The organism is Pseudomonas sp. NPDC089401 (genome assembly GCF_044749485.1).
GTDB lineage: Bacteria > Pseudomonadota > Gammaproteobacteria > Pseudomonadales > Pseudomonadaceae > Aquipseudomonas.
In genome coordinates this window covers 235056-255148 of sequence record NZ_JBIVIA010000003.1, presented here as the reverse complement: position 1 = coordinate 255148, position 20093 = coordinate 235056, and the positions used below count along the sequence as shown (strand labels likewise).

The window sequence follows — 20093 nt, the reverse complement described above, 5'->3', positions numbered from 1 at the left end:
ATATCGCCACTCACAACCGGCAATTCACGACCAGTAGTTGGCCGCAGAGATGGGCAGAAATCGACAGCGAATTCAGGCATCAGAGATCAAGACGCAAGGTCCCCCCTGCGCACCGAGAAACGCAAACCATCAAGCTCTGGTTCATGCTTTTTTCTTCTGCGCTGAGCACGCTGTCCCGATGCACAGCCTGGCCCTCGACGATCCCGACTTCACAAGAGCCACACGTCCCTTCCTGGCACGTCGACAAGACATGGATGCCTTCGCGCGCCAGGGCCTTGAGGATACTTTCATCCTTACCGACGGCGATCCGTTGACCGGTCGATGCGAGCTCGACGTCGAACGTTTGATCATCGCCCGCGTCGTGAGCCGGTGGCTGGAAGTGTTCTACCGTCAATTTCAGCCGGAGCTCGGCACACAGCGGTTTGAGTGAATCCAGAAGCGTTTGCGGGCCACAGGCATAGACCTGCGTGCTGGCGCTCTCCCGGCCCAAGGTTTGCGCCAGGTCGAAGCGCCCGTGGCGAGCACTGAACCACAGCGTGACCTGGGTCGGATAAAGCGCCTTGAGTTCGCGAGCGTAGGCCATTTCCTCCTCGCGACGGCCGATGTAGATCAGTCGCCATGGCGCAGTTCGATAGCGCAGGGCTTCGATCATCGGCAACATCGGCGTGATGCCGATGCCTGCTGCAATCAGAAGGGAGGGCCCATCGCCGGGCATGAGCCGGAAGTTACTGCGCGGTGCGGTGATGTGCAGCGCCGCGCCAGGGTGCAAGAGTCGATGAATCTGTGATGAGCCGCCGCGGCCTGTTTGTTCCAGCTTGACGGCAATGCGCCACAGATCGGCGTCCTCGAGGCTTCCACACAAGGAGTACTGGCGGACCAGATCGGTGCCAAGCTTCAGGCTGATATGGGCACCGGCTTGCCAGGTCTGCGAGGCGCCTTGCGGGCGAGCGATGGCCAGTTCGATGACGCCCTCGGCAACTGCCCTGCGCTGGACGACTTGCGAGGGCAACCACTGCTCCAGTGGAGCCGGCACCTCGGGCAGGGGGGCGCGAGGCTTGTGCCGGTGGCTGTCGAGGACATCCCAGGCAAATGGGGCGCTTACCAGCGCGCGAACTTCACGCATGGGGAAATACTGACGCGCCTCATAAGGGATGGCGAGGCGCAATCCCGGCAGCCGCGCATGGATCACGCGCATCTCCACTTTGAGTATCAGCCGTGCCAAAGGGGCGCCCAGGCACGCATGAATGCCTTGACCGAAGCCGATGTGCTGAGAAGAAGCACCACGATCGGGTAGAAATACCTCGCCATCCGCGAAATGGCAGCGGTCACGATTCGCTGAGCCGTAGGCGAGGAACAGTTCGTCTCCGGTTTGCAGCATCTGACCGCACAACACGGTGGGTCGGGTAACCCGGCGCGGCATCCCGGTGATAGGCGCCTCATAGCGCAGCGCTTCTTCGATGGCTTGTACCCGGCTGGCGTCGTCCCGCTGCGCTGCTTCGTAGCGGCCCGGTTCCGACAGCAAGTGAGCGAGCGCCATCACGATCAGGTTGGCGGATGTTTCATGGCCAGCCAGCATGAGGCCCGGAAACAACGAAAGCATCTCGAAGTCGGTCATCGGCGCTTCGCCGCTGTCCCGCGCATTCCACACATGGCTGATCAAGTCGTCACGTCGATCATCACGCCGTTGCTCGATGATCTGCATGATGTGCTCATGCAGTTCGATCAGCGGCTGGGCTTTTTCGCTCGATGGGCCGGTAAAGAACTGCAGGGCGTTGTAGAAACGATCGGAGTGCGAAGGATCGAGGCCGATGATGTGGCTGATGACCTTGAGCGGCAGGGGGGAGGAAAAGCGTGTGCGCAAGTCCGCTTCACCCTGCGCGTGGAAATCGTCGATGAGTGCGTGGGCTTGCGCTTCTATCCACGGCTCGTAGTGGGCGAGGCGGCGCGGCATGAAAAAACTGTTGACGGCCCCGCGAAGGCGATCGTGGGTTGGGTTGTCGTGCCCGATCAGCGTGCCTCGGTCCGGGACCTTGGCATCGAGCAGTTGCTTGAGCTCGGCTGGCATCTCGGGGACGGTGGGGAGAGACGAGTAGGTTTCGGGGTCGTGAAGGACCTGCACCACGTCCTCGTACCGCGAAACGATCCACTTCTGCATCGTGGCGCTCCAGGTCAAGCCGGGTGCTTCGCGAACCGTCGCGAAGTCTTGCCAGATCATCGCGGGGTCGGAAAACGGGCATTTGTTCATCTTGTTATCTCTCCGTGAGTTGCTTGCGAGCGCTCGACAGGGCGGCGAAAACAAGAATCTATATTCTGATTCTAGAAGTGGCAACGTTGACTTGATTGGCTGTTTTGTGGACCGCAAGCCAGTGAAGCAGCACTTCTACAGCCTGGTGTCAGGCAACGTACTGCTCAGGCAACCGCGCAGGATGGCACCGGCTTCGCCGGTGTTCGCGGGTGAACCCGCTCCCACAGGTTTTTTTTACTTCTTCACGGCAGTGGCTGGCGTGCCAGGGTCAACCGGCGTGTATGGAAGTCGTACTCGAAGAGTTCGGCATAGCGGCCCCACTCGATCGCCACCTTGAGCACGCGCTCGGCTTCCTCGGCGTCCATGTATTCGGTCAGGCGGTCGAGCACGGTCTTTTCCTGCACGCCGGCTGGCTCCAGGTGGAGGCTGTCGAGGATATGACCGATCAGCGACACGCGGCCCTTGCACTGGCGTGCGAACAGGTCCTGGCGCCGCGCCTGGCGGGCGGTCACGTAGTTGCGGCCGTGGCGGGTGAGGCGGATGTCGCCCTCGACCACCTGGGCGAAGCCGAGCAGGCCGAGGGCCTCGCAGAGCGGGAACAGCACCTCGTCGGGCAGCTCGGTTTCCTCGGCCAGGTGCGGCAGGTCGGCCTCGCCGTCGAAGGGCTCGGCGGCGATCAGTTCGAGCACGCTCTCCATTCGCGCGATGCCGGCGTCGGGCAATCGGTAGCCGAGCGCCACGGTCGGTGGCGCGCCAGCGGCGGCGAGGGCTTCAGGGCCTTGGGTCATGCGTGCGTAGACTTCGTCGATCAGCGCGCGGACTTCGGCCGAGTCGGCATCGCGTGGGCGCGGCAGGTCGATGCGCAGCTCCGAGCGCACCCGGCCCGGGTCGCTGGCGAGGATGAGGATGCGGTCGGCCATCATCACCGTCTCCTCGATGTTGTGCGACACCACCAGGATGCTGCGGGTGGTGATGCGCTGTTCTTCCCAGAGTTCGAGCATGTCGTCGCGCAGGGTTTCGCCGGTGAGCACGTCGAGTGCCGAGAACGCCTCGTCCATCAGCAGCACCTCGGGGTTCATCACCAGGGCGCGGGCGATGCCCACCCGCTGGCGCATGCCGCCGGACAGCTCGCGCGGCAGGGCGCCGCCGAAGCCGGACAGGCCAATCAGCTCCAGCGCCGCGTCGGCCAGGCGCTGGCGCTCGGCCGGAATCATGCCCTGGGCTTCCAGGCCAAGCTCGACGTTCTGCTGCACGGTCAGCCAGGGGAACAAGGCGAACGACTGGAAGACCATGGCTACTCCGCTCAGCGGGCCGTGGATGGGCTGGCCGCGGTAGCTGACGCTGCCGCGGTCTGCGCCGACCAGGCCGGCGATGATCCGCAGCAGGGTCGACTTGCCCGAGCCGGAGCGGCCGAGCAGGGCAACGATCTCACGCTCGCGCAGGTGCAGGTCGACACCTTCGAGAACGGTGCGCGGGGTGCCGTCAGCGGCCTGGAAGGCCTTGCTCACGCCCTTGAGTTCGATCAGCGTCGGTTTCATGGCAGGGCCTCAGCGGCGGTTTTCGGCAAGCAGGAACAGGCGGCGCCAGAACACCCGGTTCAGCAGCATCACGTAGATGCACATCACGCCGATGCCCAGGGCGATGCGGTGGAAGTCGCCGGCATCGGTCATCTGCTTGATGTAGCTGCCCAAGCCGTCGGCCACCAGCGAGGTATCGCCCCAACTGACGTACTCGGCGACGATGCTGGCGTTCCACGAGCCGCCGCTGGCGGTGATGGCGCCGGTGACGAAGCTGGGAAACACCGCCGGCAGGTATACGCGCTTGCATTTCAGCCAGCCGCGCAGGCCGAGGTTGTCGGCGGCCAGGCGCAGCTCATAGGGGATGCTTGCGGCGCCCGCGACCACGTTGAACAGGATGTACCACTGGGTGCCGAAGACCATCAGCGGGCTCAGCCAGAGGTTCGGGTTGAGCTGGAAGTGCACCAGCCCCAGGACTACCAGCGGGAACAGCAGGTTGACCGGAAAGGCGGCAAGGAACTGCGCCAGCGCCTGGACCTTCTGCGAATAGCGCGGCCGCAGGCCGATCCAGATCGACAGTGGCACCCACAGCAGCGAGGCGAGGGCGATCAGCAGCATCACCCGGCACAGGGTGATCAGGCCCAGGCCGAGTACATGCAGGGCTTCGCCCCAGCCGACATCCTGGTGCACGAACAGCGCCAGCTCGATGAAGGCGAAGACGCAGGCCAGCACCAGGATGGCGTCCCAGGCACGTGGCCACCAGGCCGGCAGGCGCAGCCATCGGCGGCGGGGCACGCTCGCGTCCCGGCGCTGGGCGAACCAGCCTGCAGCGTGCTGCAAGCCTTTCGCCAGCCAGGCGCTGAAGGCGCTCAGCCAGCGGCTGCGGCGGCCCCAGTCGAGCAGCCAGGAGCGCTGCGCGGTGTCGCCCTGGGTGTCTTCGAAGCGGAAGCGGTCGGCCCACGCCAGCAGCGGGCGGAAGAACAGCTGGTCATACAGCAGGATGCCGGTGAGCATCGCGCCGATGGCCCAGCCGATGGCGCCCAGGTTGCGCTGGTCGATGGCCACGGCGATGTAGGAGCCGATGCCGGGCAGCTTGATGTCCTGCCCGGCCACCGAGATGGCCTCGGCGGCGACCAGGAAGAACCAGCCGCCGGACATCGACATCATCATGTTCCACAGCAGCCCGGGCATGGCGAACGGCAGCTCCAGGCGCCAGAAGCGTTGCCAGGCCGAGAGGCGGAAGATCCGCGCGGCCTCGTTCAGCTCTGCCGGCACGCTGCGCAACGACTGGTACAGGCTCAGCGCCATGTTCCACGCCTGGGAAGTGAAGATGGCGAAGATCGCCGCGCATTCCACGCCCAGCAGGTTGCCCGGGAACAGTGCGATGAAGGGGGCGATGGCAATCGCCTGGAAGCCCAGGATGGGCACCGACTGGAGCACGTCCAGCAGCGGGATCATGGCCTTTTCGGCGGCGCAGTACTTGGCCGCCAGCGCAGCGAAGAAGAAGGCGAACAGCAGCGAGAAGCCGAGTGCGGTGAACATCCGCAGCATGGTGCGCAGCAGGTAGTAGGGCAGGTTGAGCGGGTCGAGGGAGATCGGCAACGCCTCGCCGACCACGAACGGGCGGCTCATTTGCATGGCGCCGTAGGCGGCGAGCACCAGCAGGGCGAGTACCAGCGGCAGGAGGATCCAGTCCCAGCGATTGGGCGCGGCGTTGCGCAGGCCTGGCGACGGTGTGAACGGGAGGGCCATGATCAGGTCTCCATCGTCAGGGTGTGGGAAAGGCCGATGCCGGCACGTGGCAGTATGGTCCAGCAGGCTGGCAGGTCAATGGCCGCAGCGATCTGGTTCAGTTGGCGGACAGGTTCATGGCCATTGCGCTCGCAAGCCCGTGGCATGCTGCAAAGGCGGCTTGCGTGAAGAGCGCCTTTGGTGCCATAACCGGTAAGTTGCACAGTGCCTCATCTCGCCAGCCTGCCTACGGCTGACCCGTTCGAATGGGAGAAGACAATGAAGCTTTTTTACACACCCGGCGCCTGCTCACTCTCGCCACACATAGTGCTCAACGAGTTGGGCCTGGCCTACACCGCCGAAAAAGTCGACCTCAAGCAGCACAAGACGGCCAGCGGCGGGGATTTCTACGCGATCAACGCCAAGGGCTATGTGCCAGCCCTGCAACTGGATAACGGCGAAGTGCTCACCGAGGGGCCGGCCATCATCCAGTACCTTGCCGACCAGAAACCCGAAGCCAACCTGCTGCCCCCGGCAGGCTCGCTGGAGCGTGCACGGGTGCAGGAATGGCTGAACTTCATCGGCACGGAACTGCACAAGACCCTCGCTGCCTTGTTCAACCCGAACATCACCGAGGAGGCCAAGAGCAACACCGTCGAGACCTTCGGCAAACGCCTGGGCTTCGTGGAAAAGGCCCTGCAAGGCAATGATTACCTGACTGGCAAAGCGTTCAGCGTGGCCGATGCCTACCTGTTCACCATCGTCAACTGGGCACCCATGCTCAAGATCGACCTTTCACCCTGGCCAACGGTGGGCGAGTTCCAGAAACGCGTCGCCAACCGCCCGGCCGTGCAGAAAACCCTGAAGGCCGAAGGCTTGATCTGACAACATGCCCAGCGCACTCGCCCCTTCGGACGAGTGCGCTTCGGCGTCTGCGTCATGGGGTATTCAGCAGGGCACATAGCCGTGACGGGCATGGAACCTGTCCATCTCTTTTTGCAGGGGCGGGTGCTGGGTCAGCAGCCGCACGTACTCCGGCAGCCGTTTCATCCGGATGTGGATGTCTTCGCAGGTCTGCATGGAAATGTAGCCGATCTGGATCAGATAGAGCCCGCGTGAGCAGACATCAGCCGTGACTTCGCCGATACCGAAGCGGGCGAACATCTGCGCAATCGCCGCGATGCGTTGCGCATCCGCAGCCTGGATTTCGGCTGCGATGGGGGCCGACTGCAATGCCCAACTGCGCATGGCGAACTCCAGCCGGGCATCGAATATGCCCTGATCGAACCAGCAGTCGGTGACGTTGAGCACCGCTTCCTGAAGGGTGTCGGCATAGGCCCCCGCCTGCCTGACGATGCTGCCGGTGTTTTTCTCCCGCCAGCGCCCTACCAATGCCTCCAGCAACGCCTCCCGGTCCTGGAAAAACCAATAGAAGCTGGTGCGCGACTGGCCCAGCTTCTTGGCCAGCGGCAGGATCCGCACCGAATCGATACCGGACTCCAGGAACAGCTCGAACGCCCCGGCGAGCCAGGCATCGGCCGTTCCTCGAGGCGCGTTCTCAACGTCATTCTTTCTGCTTGGATGTGCCATCTGTACCTCAACTGAAGCGTGGATCCGGGCCGCGCCGTTAGCGGGAAAGTGCCGGGCAGCAGGCGCCCGCTGGCTAAAGACTGCCCAGAGCATACACCGCCCAGGTCGCAATCCCTTACGTTACAAGTATTTTTCTCCGTGAATCAGTGGCTTATATAAAACCTCAGTACACATGTGTTCTGATCGCTTGACACATGTGTCAAGCGGCATCAATCTTTGATTGTCGAGGCGCGCTGCAAACGCGCCGCGATTGATTGCCGAACAAGCGTGTGAAGACTTCCAGGACATCGATCAGCCATCTCTAATAAAAAAGAGGGTATTGCTATGCGCAGCAGTGTTAATCGGAGCTTGAACAGTAAGATCACTTCGTTTCACGAGATCCCGGTCGTCGACTTGACGACGCTGCTGGACGGCACGGATTGCCAAACGGTGGCCAGGCAAATAGGGCACATTTGCGAGCACATCGGCTTTCTCTACATCAAGAACCATGGGGTTCCGAACAGCCTGATCGAAGACGCCTACCGGTTGACCGCAGCGTTGTTCGCGTTGCCTGATGAAGAGAAGGAGAAGCTCAGCATCGTCCATCACGGCGAGGTCTTCCGTGGGTATGTTCCGATGTATACGGAAAATGCCGATCCGCTGAATACCCGAGACCGCAAGGAATGTTACGACCTGGGTAAACACTATGATGAAGTGTCACGCTTCTTCGGCCCCAACCCGATTCCGCCATCCATCGAAGGCTTTCGCGAAGTGTTCGAGCTCTATCATGAGCACATGATGCGACTGGCCCGCAAACTGATCGGTGCTATCGCGCTCAGCCTCGATCTACCGGCGGACTATTTCGAGAAGTTGCAGCAAAAACCCATCACCATTCACCGCTTGAACTACTACCCGCCACAGGACGGGCCCCTCTCGCTCGACGAACTGGGTACCGGGGCGCATACGGACTATGGTTTCCTGACCATCCTGCATCAGGACAACATCGGTGGGCTGCAGGTGCAGAACCGCGATGGCGACTGGGTCAGCGCACCGCCGGTGGACGATACCTTCGTCGTCAACATCGGCGACCTGGTGCAGACGTTGACCAATGACCGTTATCCGGCCACGTTCCACCGGGTAATCAACACCACCGGCAAGGCCCGCTACTCGATTCCGTTCTTCATCGACATGGACTACGACGCGGTAGTCGAGCCTGTGCCGACCTGCGTATCGGCAGCGAACCCGGCAAAGTATCAACCCTATACCTGCGGTAACTACAAGTACGGCAAGTTCCTGGCCACCTATACCCACTTGCAGACCGCGTAAGCGAGCCCCTGGGCCACCGAGGCCCGAAGTGTCGTGCATTTCGGGCCTTGTTCATTGCCGGGGGACGAACACGCCATCCATGAGCCGCCGCAGTTGCGCGATCCGTTCGGGTGTCCAGGGCGCTGAAAAGTTGAGTGCCATGAAATTCGAGAACGCCCCCGCTGGCGAAAAGAACGGGCCGGGGATGAAGGCGAAGGTGTCGCGGGTGGCGGTCATGGCCAACTTCATCGAGTCGAAGCCCCGCGGGCCCCTGAGCCAGCACATGTAGCCGCCGGCGGGAGCAGAGACCGCTGCCTTCCCCGCTGACATGTCCTTGAGCAGCGCGATGCCCTGGTCCATCCGCTGGATCAGCTTGCGGCAGGTTCCGCGCAGGTCACGCTCGATCTTGCGCCCTGTCAGGTACTCGGCAAGCGCTCCCTGGATCGCCGGGTGTGGCAAGTGAGTGGCGCCAAGGTGGCGGTTGGCACTCAACTGTGGCGCATGCCTTGCGGCCATGACCCAACCGATTTCGAAGGCAGACGACAGGTATGAGGTGGTGCCGCCGAACTGCACGACCCTGCCGTCGCTGTCGAACTCGCCAAGCGAGGGGCTGCGCAGCTCGCCAAACCCCAGCTCAGCGGTCATGTCGTTCTCGATGATGATTGCCTCGTGCCGCCGCGCGGCGGCCACCAGGCGCCCCAAGGTATCCCGGCTGTAGGTCACCCCGGTGGGGAAGCGGTTGCAGCCCATCAGCACGCACAGCTTCACGCCGGTGCTGTTGAGGATGTGCTCGAACTGTTCAGGGTCGATGCCCTGCTGCGGGTGCGAGTAGATCTCCAGGGCCTTGATGCCCCGGTGGCGCAGGCTTTCCAGTATCGGGTGGAACGATGGGCTTTCCACCAGCACCGGGGCGCCGCCCTGCAGCAGGCTGTCGAGGCACAGATTGAAGCTCTCCATGGCCGAGCGGGTGACGATCACCTGCTCCGGCTCGTGGTAGAGGTCCCTGCGCCCGGCCCGTTGCAGGAGGGCCGCGACCAGTGCCGGATGGCCGTCAGCCGCGTGTGGCGGGCTCGGCTGTGCCTGCAGCAACGCACGGCGCAACAGCTTGTTGAGCCCCGCGCTGTCGACACAGTCGGCCGCCGGCAAGGTGGCCGCCGAGGCCTGGGCGTAGAAGTGCGGGCGCGCGAGCGACTCGTCGAGCGCCCGCACGTTGTCAGCCGGCATGACCGGCAAGTTGCTGGCGAGGCGCTGAACGCTGGCCTTGCCCGGGCTGCACAGGTAGAAGCCGGAGCGGTCGCGGGATTGGCACAGGCCCTGGGACTCCAGCAGCTCGTAGGCGCGGTACACGGTGACGACGCTGCAGCCGGTCTCGCTGGCCAGGCGGCGCAGGGATGGCAGCTTGTCCCCCGGTGCGATCAGGCCTGCATCGATTCGTTTGCGCAGCAGCTCGGCGACCTCTCTGAAACGGCCCATGGCCTCTCCCAATCTGTACTACTTGTGATCGCGAAAATGTGTGCATTGTAGTACAGGTTGGCGGCCGCTAGAGTCCTTGCAACCTGTAACGCTGGGAGGGTCCCATGGAGCAGTTCGTCATCGTCGGTGGTGGGCCGGCCGCCCATCAGGCGGCAAGAAGCATCCTGCAAGGCAGGCCGCAAGCGCGGCTTTCGCTGGTCAGCAACGAGGCTCGGTTGCCCTATGACAGGCCTGATCTGTCCAAAGGCTTCATGGCTGGCAACGCCGCATTGCCGGCCTTGCTCGCAGGGGAGGGCCTGTACAGCGAGCCGCGCGTGGAGTGGATGGGCGGCACCTCGGTGGCTGAAATCGACCGCCGGGCAGCGCGCGTGCGGCTCGATAACGGCGTCTCGCTGGGCTATGACAAGCTGGTGATCGCCACTGGCTCGCGGATCAGGCCATTGCCTGGCGAAGTGGCCCAGGCACCAGTCCATTACCTGAGGACGTTCGAGGATGCGCGGGCACTGCGCAGCCTGCTGGTCGACCAGGCCAGGGTCGTCATCATCGGTGGCGGGTTCATCGGCCTGGAAGTGGCCGCTGCCGCTCGCCAGCGTGGCTGCCGGGTGACGGTCATCGAGGCACAAGCGCAGTTGCTGGCGCGCACGGGATGTGCGGTGCTGAGCCGTTGGGCCCGGACGCTGCATGCCGAAAACGGGGTGGATGTGCGGCTGCAGGCGAAGGTCGACGCGATCGAACCCGGCCCCTGCGGCAACACCCTGGTGCGAACCTCTGCCGGCCCCGTGCACGCCGATGTCGTGGTGGTGGGCATCGGTGTGCAGCCGAACACGGAGCTCGCTCAGGCCTGCGGCCTGGAGGTCGACGACGGGATCCTCGTCGACAGCGCCTGTACCACGCGGGACCCCACGATTTTCGCGGCCGGCGAGGTCACTCGCTACACGGTGACGCAGCTCGGTGTGCGCACCCGCTCCGAGTCCTGGACGGCCGCCGGGGAGCAGGGCAGCGTGGCCGGCCGCGCCGCCGCGGGTGATGCAGCGGCCGCCTATGGCGAGATGCCCTGGTTGTGGTCCGACCAGTACAGCAGCACCCTCCAGTGCCTGGGTATCCCGCAGTTGGCTCACAAGTACGCCTGCCTCGGTGACCCGGATGCTGACCAATGGCTGGCGCTGGGCTGGAGCCTCGATGATCGACTGGTCTGCGCCATCGGGGCCAACCGCAACCGGGACATCTCGGCGATCCGGCGCGGGATGAAGCGCAACGAGCCGCTGGCCGATATCTATGCGTCGGCCCTGGCGTCGGCGCAAAGCCTGAGTATGGAACCTGTCGTTGAACGGAGGGTTGTCTGATGGATGCTGTCTGGACCAAAGTCTGCGATGCGCAGCACGTGCAACCTGACTCGGCATTCGCCTGCGAGGTCGATGGCAGGATGATCGCCATCTACCGGGTCGAAGACCGTTACTTCGCCACCGAGAATGTCTGCCCGCATGCCTATGCGCTGTTGTCGGACGGCTGGCTGGAAGGGACCGAGATCGAATGCCCGCTGCACGGCGCGCGGTTCGATATCCAGAGCGGCGCGGTGCTCGAAGGGCCGGCCGAATGCGCCCTGAAAACCTATGCCGTGCGCGTCGAAGCGGGTGAAGTGCAGTGCATCATCCCGGCCTGAGCTGAACGTCCACCTACGAGGAAACCTTATGCATGTGATCGACGCGTTGAGAACCGATTTCTACGAGGTAGAGCTGGACGGCAAGCCGGCCGGCAGTGGCGATGTATTTGCCCAGTGGAACGCCCATGACCGTCTCGGGGTACTGATCTACGAACCGCTGGCAGCACTCGGCGCCACCCACCTGATCCAGCTGGCGTGCATGTGCTTCTATGATTCCAAGCCGGTTCGCCGCAGCGAACGCAAGGTCTATCCGGAGATGTTCGCCATCCACGTGGGGGGCTGGTGGGGAGGGCACGGCAACTTCGATTTCTGGCCACCCCGGCGCGAGGTGCAGGTGTCTGCCGACCCACTTGAGGTGCTCGGCGCCCTGAACGACTTCGGCATCACGCGCCTGGCGCTGCCGGAGCGCCCGCTGCGCGAGATCATCCACCGGCGCAAGGAAGAGGACTGCGCGCTGGACCGGCTGGTGACGGCGGTGATGTACAGCCCGAGCGGCCGGGTCGCCACGCCGGATTTCACCATCAGGAGCAACAACCGGCGCAGCGAACGGGATGTGCAGCGGATCATCCACCCGGCGCAACTTTCCGAGCAGAGCATCGCGCAGCTGGAAAAGACCGCCGTGCCGGTCAAGGAGACCGATGCCGACTTCATGCCGCGCCAGCTGGAGCTGAACGCCAACATCACCGAGGCCATGCGCGAGCAGGCCGAGCGCAATCGCGCCGCGCTCAAGGTCGAGGGGCTGATCACCGAATCGTACCGCTTCGACAGGCCTGAGGATTCGCTCAAGCGCCTGTGAATGGCCGCCTAGAAGGTAGGAGGGGCGATGACCCAGACCAGTACGGTTTCGCCTGCTCCGGGGTTCTCCCAACGATAGGGCTCGTTGTTCACGCGAAAGCTGTCGCCGGCCTTGACCTCGAAGCGGTGGTCAGCGATCCAGAGGGTCAGCTGGCCGCTGACGACGAAGCCTTCTTCCACGGTGCCGCGTGTGGTCGGTGCTTCGAACTGGGTGCCAGGTTTGATCGTGGCCAGGAACATCTCGAATTCGCCGCCGATGTCAGGCGACAGCGATTCCTCGGTCAGCCCCCCGGTGGCCGGGCCCAGGCGCCGTCTGGTACCGGCCCGGACCACCCGGCCAACCTCATCGGGGTGCTGGTCCTTGAATTTGAAGAACCACTCCATCGGCACGCCCAGCGAATAGGCGATGCGCTTCAAGTCGGAAATGGGTATCTCCGCCCGGCCCCGTTCCAGCTGGCTGATGAAACTGATGGAGCGCCCCGTGGCCGCAGCGATTTCAGCCAGGGTCTTGGCGCGCGCCTTGCGCAGCTTGCGAATCTCCTCGCCCAGTGCAACCCGGTCGTTGATCAGGTCGTCTTCCAGATCGCGCAGGGCGGCGTCCTTCTGATCGGTCGGCATCGGTACGCTCCTGGCAGGCTGATGACGGTAGCTGAAAAAATCCGATCACCATAATCCTTGGCTGAAGAAAAAACCATTGATTGTTGCAGCGGCCCCATGGCATCCCCTGCCGGGCGCCGGGAGCACCTGTTCCATTACCAATAAATCTATTTAAAACAATAATTTAATATTGGTTGTGAGTTATCGAAGTGACGCCCGGCAAAAAAATCAAAAAAATTTAGTGCAATTTTTTTTCGCTGGAGCATAATCGGCTTAGAAAAATTTTTAAGCGATTTTTTTTCGAGACCACCTGCGGCGAGGCCCTCCATGAACGGCGACAGTGCAGATACGGCAGAGGTGAGCGCGGGGCTCGGGCTTTCCGACGATCCTGTCGCCTGGGGCAACGAGATCCGCAAGTTGCGCAAGGCTCGCTGCAAGACCCTGGCCGAGCTCGCCCTGGCGACAGGCCGCTCGCCCAGCTTCTTGAGCCAGCTGGAGCGAGGCAACACGGAGATTTCGATCACCGACCTGAAGAAGCTCGCCGCGGCGCTGGGCGTGCCGCTGGGCTGGTTCTTCACGGCCGACAGCAAGCCACAGGCCGAAGTCGGGCGTGTGGTGCGGGCGGATAACCGCCGCTGCCTGGGAGGCTTTCTCGACGGGATTACCGAAGAACTGCTGTCGCCCGACATCGGTGGCATGTTCGAGATGTTCCTGAGCACCTTCGCCGTGGGCGCCACCCGCCCGCCGGCAGCCCCGCGCGATACCGAGGAAGAGGTGTATGTCATCAAGGGCCAGTTCGATATCTGGATTGGCGCTGAGCGGTTCAGCGTGGCAGCGGGCGACAGTTTCCGCATCGTTCGCGAATCTTATCGTTGGGTGAATACCGGCGACACGGAAGTGGTTGTGGTCTGGGTAATCGCCCCACCCATTTATTGAAGTCATCGCTGCACGCGTCAATGGGCAGTGCAGGTAAGTAGAACAGTGGGTCCAGTTCCAGATTGAGGAGCGAGGCTTCGTGCACCCGGAATTTGCCGGGGCTGGCAAGAGGAAGCGGTACAACAACAATAAAAACGGCGCTTGACGTTCTGCCCTGAAATAAAGCGCTGGGGTAAGTGGTGGAACAAGTGCACGCGCTTGTTCAAGAGATGTCCAGACGACGGTTTTCTTATTTCAGGAGATTCAAAGTTGGCTTCCATATCCGATAAACGCATTGACGTGACGCCGCCGCAAGTTGAACCCACCGATTCCGGTTGGTACCTGGCCTCAGGCCCCGATTTGCCACTTGACCCGCTGTACGGAAACGTCACGTGCGAGTGCCTGGTGATCGGTGCCGGCTGGATGGGGCTGCATGCCGCGCGTCGTTATGCCGAACTGAACCCCGACGCCCAGGTCCTGCTGGTGGATGCCGGGCGTATTGGCAACAACGCTTCGGGTCGCTGCATGGGCTTTGCCATCGACCTGGCCCACAACCCGCGAAAGCGTGACTTCGTCGAAGACCTCAAAGGCAACCAGGAAGAGCTGCACGTCAACCTGGAAGGCACCCGTTACCTCAAGAGCGCCGTCGAGGCGGGCGTGGACTGCGATTGGGACCCGCAAGGCAAATACCACAGCGCGGCCACTGCGGCAGGCGTCGATGACCTGGTGCAGTTTTCCAAGGCGCTCGACCTGATGGGCCAGAAGTACAGCTGGGTCGAAGCGGATGGCATGCGCGAACTGACCGGCAGCAAGCACTACATCAAGGCCCTGCATCACCCAGGCACCGTATTGCTGCAGCCTGCCAAGTATTTGAAGAACGCCGCGCGGATGCTGCCGAAGAACGTCAAGGTGCACGAAAACACCATCGTGCGCTCTGCACATTTCGGCAAGCCGCAGCATGTGTTCGAAACCCAGAACGGCGTGATCCATGCCAAGAAAGTCATCATCTGCGCCTCGGGCTATCTGAACAACTTCGGCTTCTACAAGAACAGCGCGATCCCGGTCTACACCTTCGCCAGCATGACCCGCGTGCTTACCGACAAGGAGCTGGCCAAGTGCGGTGAAGGCGCGTTCGGCCTGATCCCGGCCAATAGTTTCGGCACCACCGTCAGGCGTACCAACGACAATCGCCTGTTCTTCCGCAACGTCTATTCGTACGCGAAAAAGTACAAGACCACGGTCGAGGATGTGGCCCAGGCCAGTGTTCACCAACAAGTTTCCTTCGAACGCCGCTACCCGGAGCTCGCCTCGATGGGCTTCGTCTCCAGCTGGGGCGGCCTGCTGACCCTGTCGCAGAACGGCGGAATGATCTGGGGCGAGCTGGGCGAGAACGTCTACGGCACCGGCATCTGCAACGGCACCGGTGTGTCCCGCGGCACCGGTTTCGGCAAGGCACTGGCGGAGCTGGCGTCGGGCCTCAATTCCACAACGATTGAAATTCTCAAGCGGCGTAAAGCCCCGTCGCGGGCCTACCCGGAAATCATTACGTCGCTGGGTGTGAAGTACGTCACCGGGCGTCGATTCAAAGAAGCAGGTCAAGAAATCTAACAACAACGGAGAAGTGCAAAATGGCAAATCTGATCGGTATCAACCTTGCGATGCAAACCACCTTCAACGACCGTGGTGAAGTCGACTACAACGCATACGAAAAGCTGATCGAACAGTACATCGAAGCGGGCGTGCATGGCCTGGTACTCGGCGCCGGTAGCGGCCAGCACCCGTACCTCACCGAAGCCGAGTGCAACAAGCTCTACGAAGTGGGCATCAAGCGCATCAATGGCCGGGTCAATGTCATTTGCCAGACCTCCGCGCTCAATGTCGATGAAGTCATCCGTCGTTCTCGCCATGCAGAAAAAGCCGGCGCCGACGCGCTGATGATCCTGCCACCGTACTTCGAAGGCCCCACCGACGACGACGGCCTGTTCGAGTTCTACCGCGAGATCGATGCGGCAGTGAACATCGACATCGTCGGCTACAACATCCCGCAGTCGACCCAGATTTCGGTATCGCCGCAACTGCTGTCGCGCCTGCAGGAACTGAAGAACTTCAACTACATCAAAGACAGTGGCGGTGACTTCACCATCCATCAGCAGTACATCCAGAGCGGCGGCGGCGTGCTGAACGGCTGCGACACCATCGCCCTGTATGCCTTCCTGGCCGGCACCAAGGGCGCCATCTGGGGCGCCGCCAACTACATGCCGCGCGAAACAGTGCAACTGTTCAACTTCGTGCAGGAGAAACAATACGAAGAAGCGCTGGCGCTGTGGAACAAGATGCTGCCATCGCTGCTGCTGATCCAGACCACCAACTACATCCCGTCCGTGCTCTACGCAGCCCACCTGCGCGGTTTCGGTACCGGCAACCTGCGCAGGCCGCAGCGTGCGATCTCCGAGCAGGAAGCCACTGTGCTCAAAGCCGCGTTGCAACCGCTGCTGAACAGCTGAGGCTACAGGCTGGAAAAACCATAAAGCGGTACTTTGCAGAATCCGGAGATGGCCATGCGTGTTTTCTACAGATTGTTTGCAGTCCTTGCTTTTATAGTTTTCTCAAGCCTCGCGAATGCCGATGAAAAGGTCGTAAAGATCGGGGCGATGGTCTATGAAGATGTTCAGGCCATCTCCCTCATCAGCAAGCATTTTCTCGAGCAAGAGAATTACAAAGTTGAAGTGGTGAACTTCTCCGAACAGGGCATTGCGTACAGCGCACTGGCCCGCGGTGATGTCGACCTGCTGGTTTCGATGATCAATTACGTCGCCTACGACTATTGGACAAAGAACAAGCAGCGGCTGGAGAAAGTGTCGGTCGTCTCCCATGGCTTGCTCCAGGGGATCGCGGTGCCCGACTACATGAACATCTCGAGCATCGAGCAATTGAATACGGTCAAGGAGCAGACCGGCGGCAAAGTCATCGGTATCGAACCGGGGTCTGGGCTGATGCGCGAGATGGGCGATGCGGTGAAGGCCTACGGCCTGCAGTACGACCTGGTCGATGGCAGCACCGCTGCCATGGCTGCCCAGCTGCAGTCGGCGCTGGAACGCAAGCAACCGATCGCCGTGGCCTTGTGGAAACCGTCCTGGATGGCTGAGCGCTACAACGTGAAGTTCCTGGAAGATCCCAAGCGTGTCTTCGCCCCGCCGCAGACGTACTACTGGATCGCCAAGAAAGGCTTCTCGGCAGGCAACCCGGGCTTGCGCGAAGCGCTGGCCAGCATCTATGTGCCGATCGATGACATCACCCGCATGACCGGTGCGGTCAAGGGTGGTGCCACGATGGAACAGGCCGTGGATACCTGGTGGAAAGACAATCAGCCCCTCGCCGGAAAGTGGGCACAGATGTCGAGTAAGTGACGGAACCCGGCCTGGTGCCTGTCCGGCACCAGGCCGGTAACAAGAATAATCAACTTCCGGATAGGCCTATGAACATGATTACTCGACCCACTCATGTGGCGGCATCCCCGATTGTGGAATGCCGTGGTGTATGGAAGATTTTTGGCAACCAAAGCCCTGCAGCTGTCGATGCTGCAAAACGGTTCACCGAAGGCAAGGATGCGTTGCTCGAAAAGCACGGTTCGGTGGTGGCAGTGGCGGATGCGACGTTCTCGGTGAACGAAGGCGAAACGTTCTGCATCATCGGTTTGTCGGGCAGCGGCAAGTCGACGCTGATTCGTCACTTCAACCGGCTGATCGACCCCACCTGCGGTGAAGTACTGATCCATGGTCGGGATATCTGCAAGATGACCCCCGCCGAGTTGCGCGACCTGCGTTCACGCAAGATCGGCATGGTGTTCCAGAACGTCGCGCTGCTGCCTTATCGCACAGTCCTGCAAAACGTCGTGCTGCCCCTGGAAGTGCAGGGCATGAACAAGCAGGAGGCCTTGCGCAAGGGCCAGGATGCGCTGGACAAAGTGGGCCTGGGCAACTGGGCCGATCGTTACCCGCAGGAGCTGTCTGGCGGTATGCAGCAACGGGTGGGCATTGCCCGGGCGCTGGCCGCCGACCCTGACGTGCTGTTGATGGACGAACCGTTCAGCGCGCTCGACCCTTTGATTCGCAAGCAGTTGCAGATCGAGTTCAAGAAGCTCTCCACCGACCTGCGCAAGACCACCATTTTCATTACCCACGACATCGATGAAGCGATCCGCATCGGTGACCGCATCGCGATCATGAAAGAGGGGCGGATGATTCAGGTCGGCACGCCGGAGGAGGTGGTGCTCAACCCGGCAGACGACTACGTGTCCAGCTTCATGGAGGGCATCTCGCGGCTCAAGTTGCTCAAGGCGTACTCGATGCTCAAGCGCATCGACAACCACGACCTTGCCCGGTTCGGCGGTCGCTCGCTGGACGCGCTGGTCAGCGTAGACATCGATGCCGACCTCGAAACCTTGATCGACATTGCCGTCGGCAAGCGCGAAGAAGTGGTCGCCATCAAGGAACATGGACGAATCGTCGGAACGGTCTGCCGCGAAACCCTGCTCAGGGCGGTGCGCGGGCTTGACCTGGCATGACTCATGGCAACTGCATCGGGTTATGGGAGGAGACGTTCATGACTGCAATCATCGATACATTCGACTCGACCATCGACACATCACTGGCGTGGTTGATCGACGAAGGTGCCGGGTTCTTCAATGCCATGAGCACGGCCATGGACAGCGCCTATGCGGCAATCAACACGATGCTGATGTTTGCGCCGTGGTGGGTGGTTGTGCTGGTGGCGGCACTGATCGGCTGGCGGGTCGTGGGGCTGCTGTTCGCACTCGCAACCGTCGCCGGTTTATGGCTTTGCCAGGCGATGGGTTTGTGGACCGAAACCATGGCAACCCTGACGTTGGTGTTCAGCTCCACCTTGCTAGCCTTGCTGGTCGCTATTCCGGCGGGAATTGTGGTGGGCCTGTCGGCCAGGTGGAAGCACGGTGCCGAGTGGGTGCTGGATTTCATCCAGACGATGCCGCCCTACATCTTCCTGCTGCCGGGTATTGCCTTGCTGGGCTATGGCCCTGCCACGGCAATCTGGGCCACGTGCCTGGTAGCCATTCCACCGGCGCTGCGCCTGACGGCCCACGGGGTGTTCATGACCCCGGTGCAGTACTGCGAGCTGGGTTCGGCGGTGGGCATGAAGACGGCTTCGCAGGTGATGAAGATCCGCCTGCCGTTTGCCATCCCGTCGATTCTGGCCGGCATCAACCAGAGCCTGATGCTCAGTTTCGGCATGGTGGTGATTGCCGGCATCGCCGGGTCGGGTGGCCTGGGGCAAACCATCTACGAGGCGGTGCGCACCCTGAAGATCGACCTGGCGGTCAACGCCGGCATCGCCATCGTCATCCTGACCATTGTGCTCGACCGCATTTCGCAGGCCATGTGCACCACCGAAAAAGGAGCCGTGTGATGGATATCAGCGTATCGCCAGGCTCTGCCGTGGCGCCGTTCCTGTCTTACCTGAACAGCAACTTTCACTCCGTCTTCATGGCGATAGCGCAGTTCTTCGATGTATTCATCCGTGCCATCGTCACGCTGTTGAACCTGGCCTCGGCGCCTGTCGTCATCGCTGCCCTGTCGGTGGTGTGCGCGCTGGTCGCCGGCTGGCGCGTCGGGCTGATGACCCTCGGCGGGCTGGCCTGCTGCCTGGCGCTGGGCATGTGGCAGCCCGCGGTGAATACCCTCGCGCTGATCGCCGTGGCGGTGGCGTTCTCGCTGTCGATCGGCATCGTCCTCGGCGTGCTGCTGTCGCGCAGCGAACGCCTGAAGGCCGGCGCCCGGCCGATCCTGGACGTCATGCAGACCATGCCGCCGTGGGTGTACCTGGTACCCGCCGTGGTGCTGTTCGGGCTGGGTGCGGTTCCGGCGTTGCTGGCCACGATCATCTTCGGCATCCCGCCGATGATCCGCCTGACCATCCTGGCCATGAACCAGGTCCCCGGCAACCGCCTGGAATTGGGTGCGGCCATCGGCGCCCGGCCCCGGGAGATCTTCTGGAAGATCGAGCTGCCCTCGGCATTGCCGACCCTGTTGGTCGGGGTCAACCAATGCGTGCTGCTGTCGCTGGCGATGGTGGTGCTGGCCGGCCTGGTCGGGGCCGGGGGCCTGGGCTCGGAAGTGACACGAGGGCTCAGCCGCATGGAGTTCGGGCTTGGCGTGCGGGCCAGCCTGGCCATCGTGATTCTGGCGCTGATCATCGACCGGGTCTGCCGTGGCACGGTCCCGGCACGTTTCCTCAAGCATTGATTGGCATC

18 protein-coding genes are annotated in these 20093 nt (G+C 62.3%); 12 read left to right on the top strand and 6 right to left on the bottom strand.

Going from position 1 to position 20093, the window contains the following annotated elements; all coding sequences use genetic code 11:
- Positions 1 to 79 precede the first annotated feature (79 nt).
- The 3 genes from ACIP21_RS08605 to ACIP21_RS08595 all read right to left on the bottom strand — a co-directional run bounded on the left by ACIP21_RS08605 (position 80) and on the right by ACIP21_RS08595 (position 5514).
- Entirely contained in the window at positions 80 to 2245 is a 2166-nt protein-coding gene (locus tag ACIP21_RS08605; protein ID WP_400686409.1) for a cytochrome P450, read from the bottom strand.
- Positions 2246 to 2487: 242 nt separating this feature from the next.
- A complete protein-coding gene (locus ACIP21_RS08600) occupies positions 2488 to 3783 on the bottom strand; it encodes a nitrate/sulfonate/bicarbonate ABC transporter ATP-binding protein (RefSeq protein WP_400686407.1) in 1296 nt (431 codons plus the stop codon).
- A 9-nt stretch (positions 3784 to 3792) separates the two neighbouring features.
- Positions 3793 to 5514, bottom strand: a complete 1722-nt coding sequence (locus tag ACIP21_RS08595) for an ABC transporter permease (protein ID WP_400686405.1) — start codon at positions 5512 to 5514, stop codon at positions 3793 to 3795.
- Positions 5515 to 5772: 258 nt separating this feature from the next.
- On the opposite strand from ACIP21_RS08595, the gene gstA reads away from it, so the two are divergent.
- Positions 5773 to 6378, top strand: coding sequence for a glutathione transferase GstA (gene gstA, locus ACIP21_RS08590; protein WP_400686404.1), 606 nt, complete (start codon positions 5773 to 5775; stop codon positions 6376 to 6378).
- Positions 6379 to 6441: 63 nt separating this feature from the next.
- Here gstA and ACIP21_RS08585 read toward each other — a convergent pair whose 3' ends face one another.
- On the bottom strand, positions 6442 to 7083 hold the full coding sequence (locus ACIP21_RS08585) for a TetR/AcrR family transcriptional regulator (protein WP_400686403.1): 642 nt from the start codon (positions 7081 to 7083) through the stop codon (positions 6442 to 6444).
- Between the two features lie 348 nt (positions 7084 to 7431).
- On the opposite strand from ACIP21_RS08585, the gene ACIP21_RS08580 reads away from it, so the two are divergent.
- Positions 7432 to 8388 carry an isopenicillin N synthase family dioxygenase gene (locus ACIP21_RS08580; RefSeq protein WP_400686402.1) on the top strand — a complete coding sequence of 319 codons (957 nt, stop codon included), beginning with the start codon at positions 7432 to 7434 and terminating at the stop codon, positions 8386 to 8388.
- A 51-nt stretch (positions 8389 to 8439) separates the two neighbouring features.
- Here ACIP21_RS08580 and ACIP21_RS08575 read toward each other — a convergent pair whose 3' ends face one another.
- On the bottom strand, positions 8440 to 9840 hold the full coding sequence (locus tag ACIP21_RS08575; RefSeq protein ID WP_400686401.1) for a PLP-dependent aminotransferase family protein: 1401 nt from the start codon (positions 9838 to 9840) through the stop codon (positions 8440 to 8442).
- Between the two features lie 104 nt (positions 9841 to 9944).
- On the opposite strand from ACIP21_RS08575, the gene ACIP21_RS08570 reads away from it, so the two are divergent.
- The 3 genes from ACIP21_RS08570 to ACIP21_RS08560 are packed head-to-tail and all read left to right on the top strand — an operon-like array spanning position 9945 to position 12296.
- Positions 9945 to 11183: an NAD(P)/FAD-dependent oxidoreductase gene (locus tag ACIP21_RS08570; RefSeq protein WP_400686399.1), complete on the top strand. Its 1239-nt coding sequence runs from the start codon at positions 9945 to 9947 to the stop codon at positions 11181 to 11183.
- On the top strand, positions 11183 to 11500 hold the full coding sequence (gene nirD, locus ACIP21_RS08565; protein WP_400686397.1) for a nitrite reductase small subunit NirD: 318 nt from the start codon (positions 11183 to 11185) through the stop codon (positions 11498 to 11500). The genes ACIP21_RS08570 and nirD overlap by 1 nt, the downstream gene beginning before the upstream one ends.
- 28 nt (positions 11501 to 11528) lie before the next feature.
- The gene (locus tag ACIP21_RS08560; RefSeq protein WP_400686395.1) at positions 11529 to 12296 is read left to right on the top strand and encodes a hypothetical protein; all 768 of its coding nucleotides are present in this window, start codon (positions 11529 to 11531) and stop codon (positions 12294 to 12296) included.
- A gap of 8 nt (positions 12297 to 12304) precedes the next feature.
- Here the strand turns inward: ACIP21_RS08560 and ACIP21_RS08555 are convergent, their stop codons facing one another.
- Positions 12305 to 12913: a helix-turn-helix domain-containing protein gene (locus ACIP21_RS08555; protein ID WP_400686393.1), complete on the bottom strand. Its 609-nt coding sequence runs from the start codon at positions 12911 to 12913 to the stop codon at positions 12305 to 12307.
- Positions 12914 to 13219: 306 nt separating this feature from the next.
- On the opposite strand from ACIP21_RS08555, the gene ACIP21_RS08550 reads away from it, so the two are divergent.
- The 7 genes from ACIP21_RS08550 (at position 13220) to ACIP21_RS08520 (ending at position 20085) form a co-directional block, all read left to right on the top strand.
- A complete protein-coding gene (locus tag ACIP21_RS08550) occupies positions 13220 to 13828 on the top strand; it encodes a helix-turn-helix domain-containing protein (protein ID WP_400686390.1) in 609 nt (202 codons plus the stop codon).
- Positions 13829 to 14077: 249 nt separating this feature from the next.
- Positions 14078 to 15415, top strand: a complete 1338-nt coding sequence (locus ACIP21_RS08545) for an NAD(P)/FAD-dependent oxidoreductase (RefSeq protein WP_400686388.1) — start codon at positions 14078 to 14080, stop codon at positions 15413 to 15415.
- Positions 15416 to 15435: 20 nt separating this feature from the next.
- Positions 15436 to 16311: a dihydrodipicolinate synthase family protein gene (locus ACIP21_RS08540; RefSeq protein WP_400686385.1), complete on the top strand. Its 876-nt coding sequence runs from the start codon at positions 15436 to 15438 to the stop codon at positions 16309 to 16311.
- 54 nt (positions 16312 to 16365) lie between these two features.
- Positions 16366 to 17214 (top strand): glycine betaine ABC transporter substrate-binding protein, encoded by an 849-nt coding sequence (locus tag ACIP21_RS08535; protein WP_400686382.1) that lies wholly within the window; start codon positions 16366 to 16368, stop codon positions 17212 to 17214.
- Between the two features lie 74 nt (positions 17215 to 17288).
- On the top strand, positions 17289 to 18371 hold the full coding sequence (locus ACIP21_RS08530; RefSeq protein WP_400687103.1) for a glycine betaine/L-proline ABC transporter ATP-binding protein: 1083 nt from the start codon (positions 17289 to 17291) through the stop codon (positions 18369 to 18371).
- A 38-nt stretch (positions 18372 to 18409) separates the two neighbouring features.
- Positions 18410 to 19249 (top strand): ABC transporter permease, encoded by an 840-nt coding sequence (locus ACIP21_RS08525; protein WP_400686380.1) that lies wholly within the window; start codon positions 18410 to 18412, stop codon positions 19247 to 19249.
- Positions 19249 to 20085: an ABC transporter permease gene (locus ACIP21_RS08520; protein ID WP_400686377.1), complete on the top strand. Its 837-nt coding sequence runs from the start codon at positions 19249 to 19251 to the stop codon at positions 20083 to 20085. The genes ACIP21_RS08525 and ACIP21_RS08520 overlap by 1 nt, the downstream gene beginning before the upstream one ends.
- The last annotated feature ends 8 nt before the right edge of the window (positions 20086 to 20093 follow it).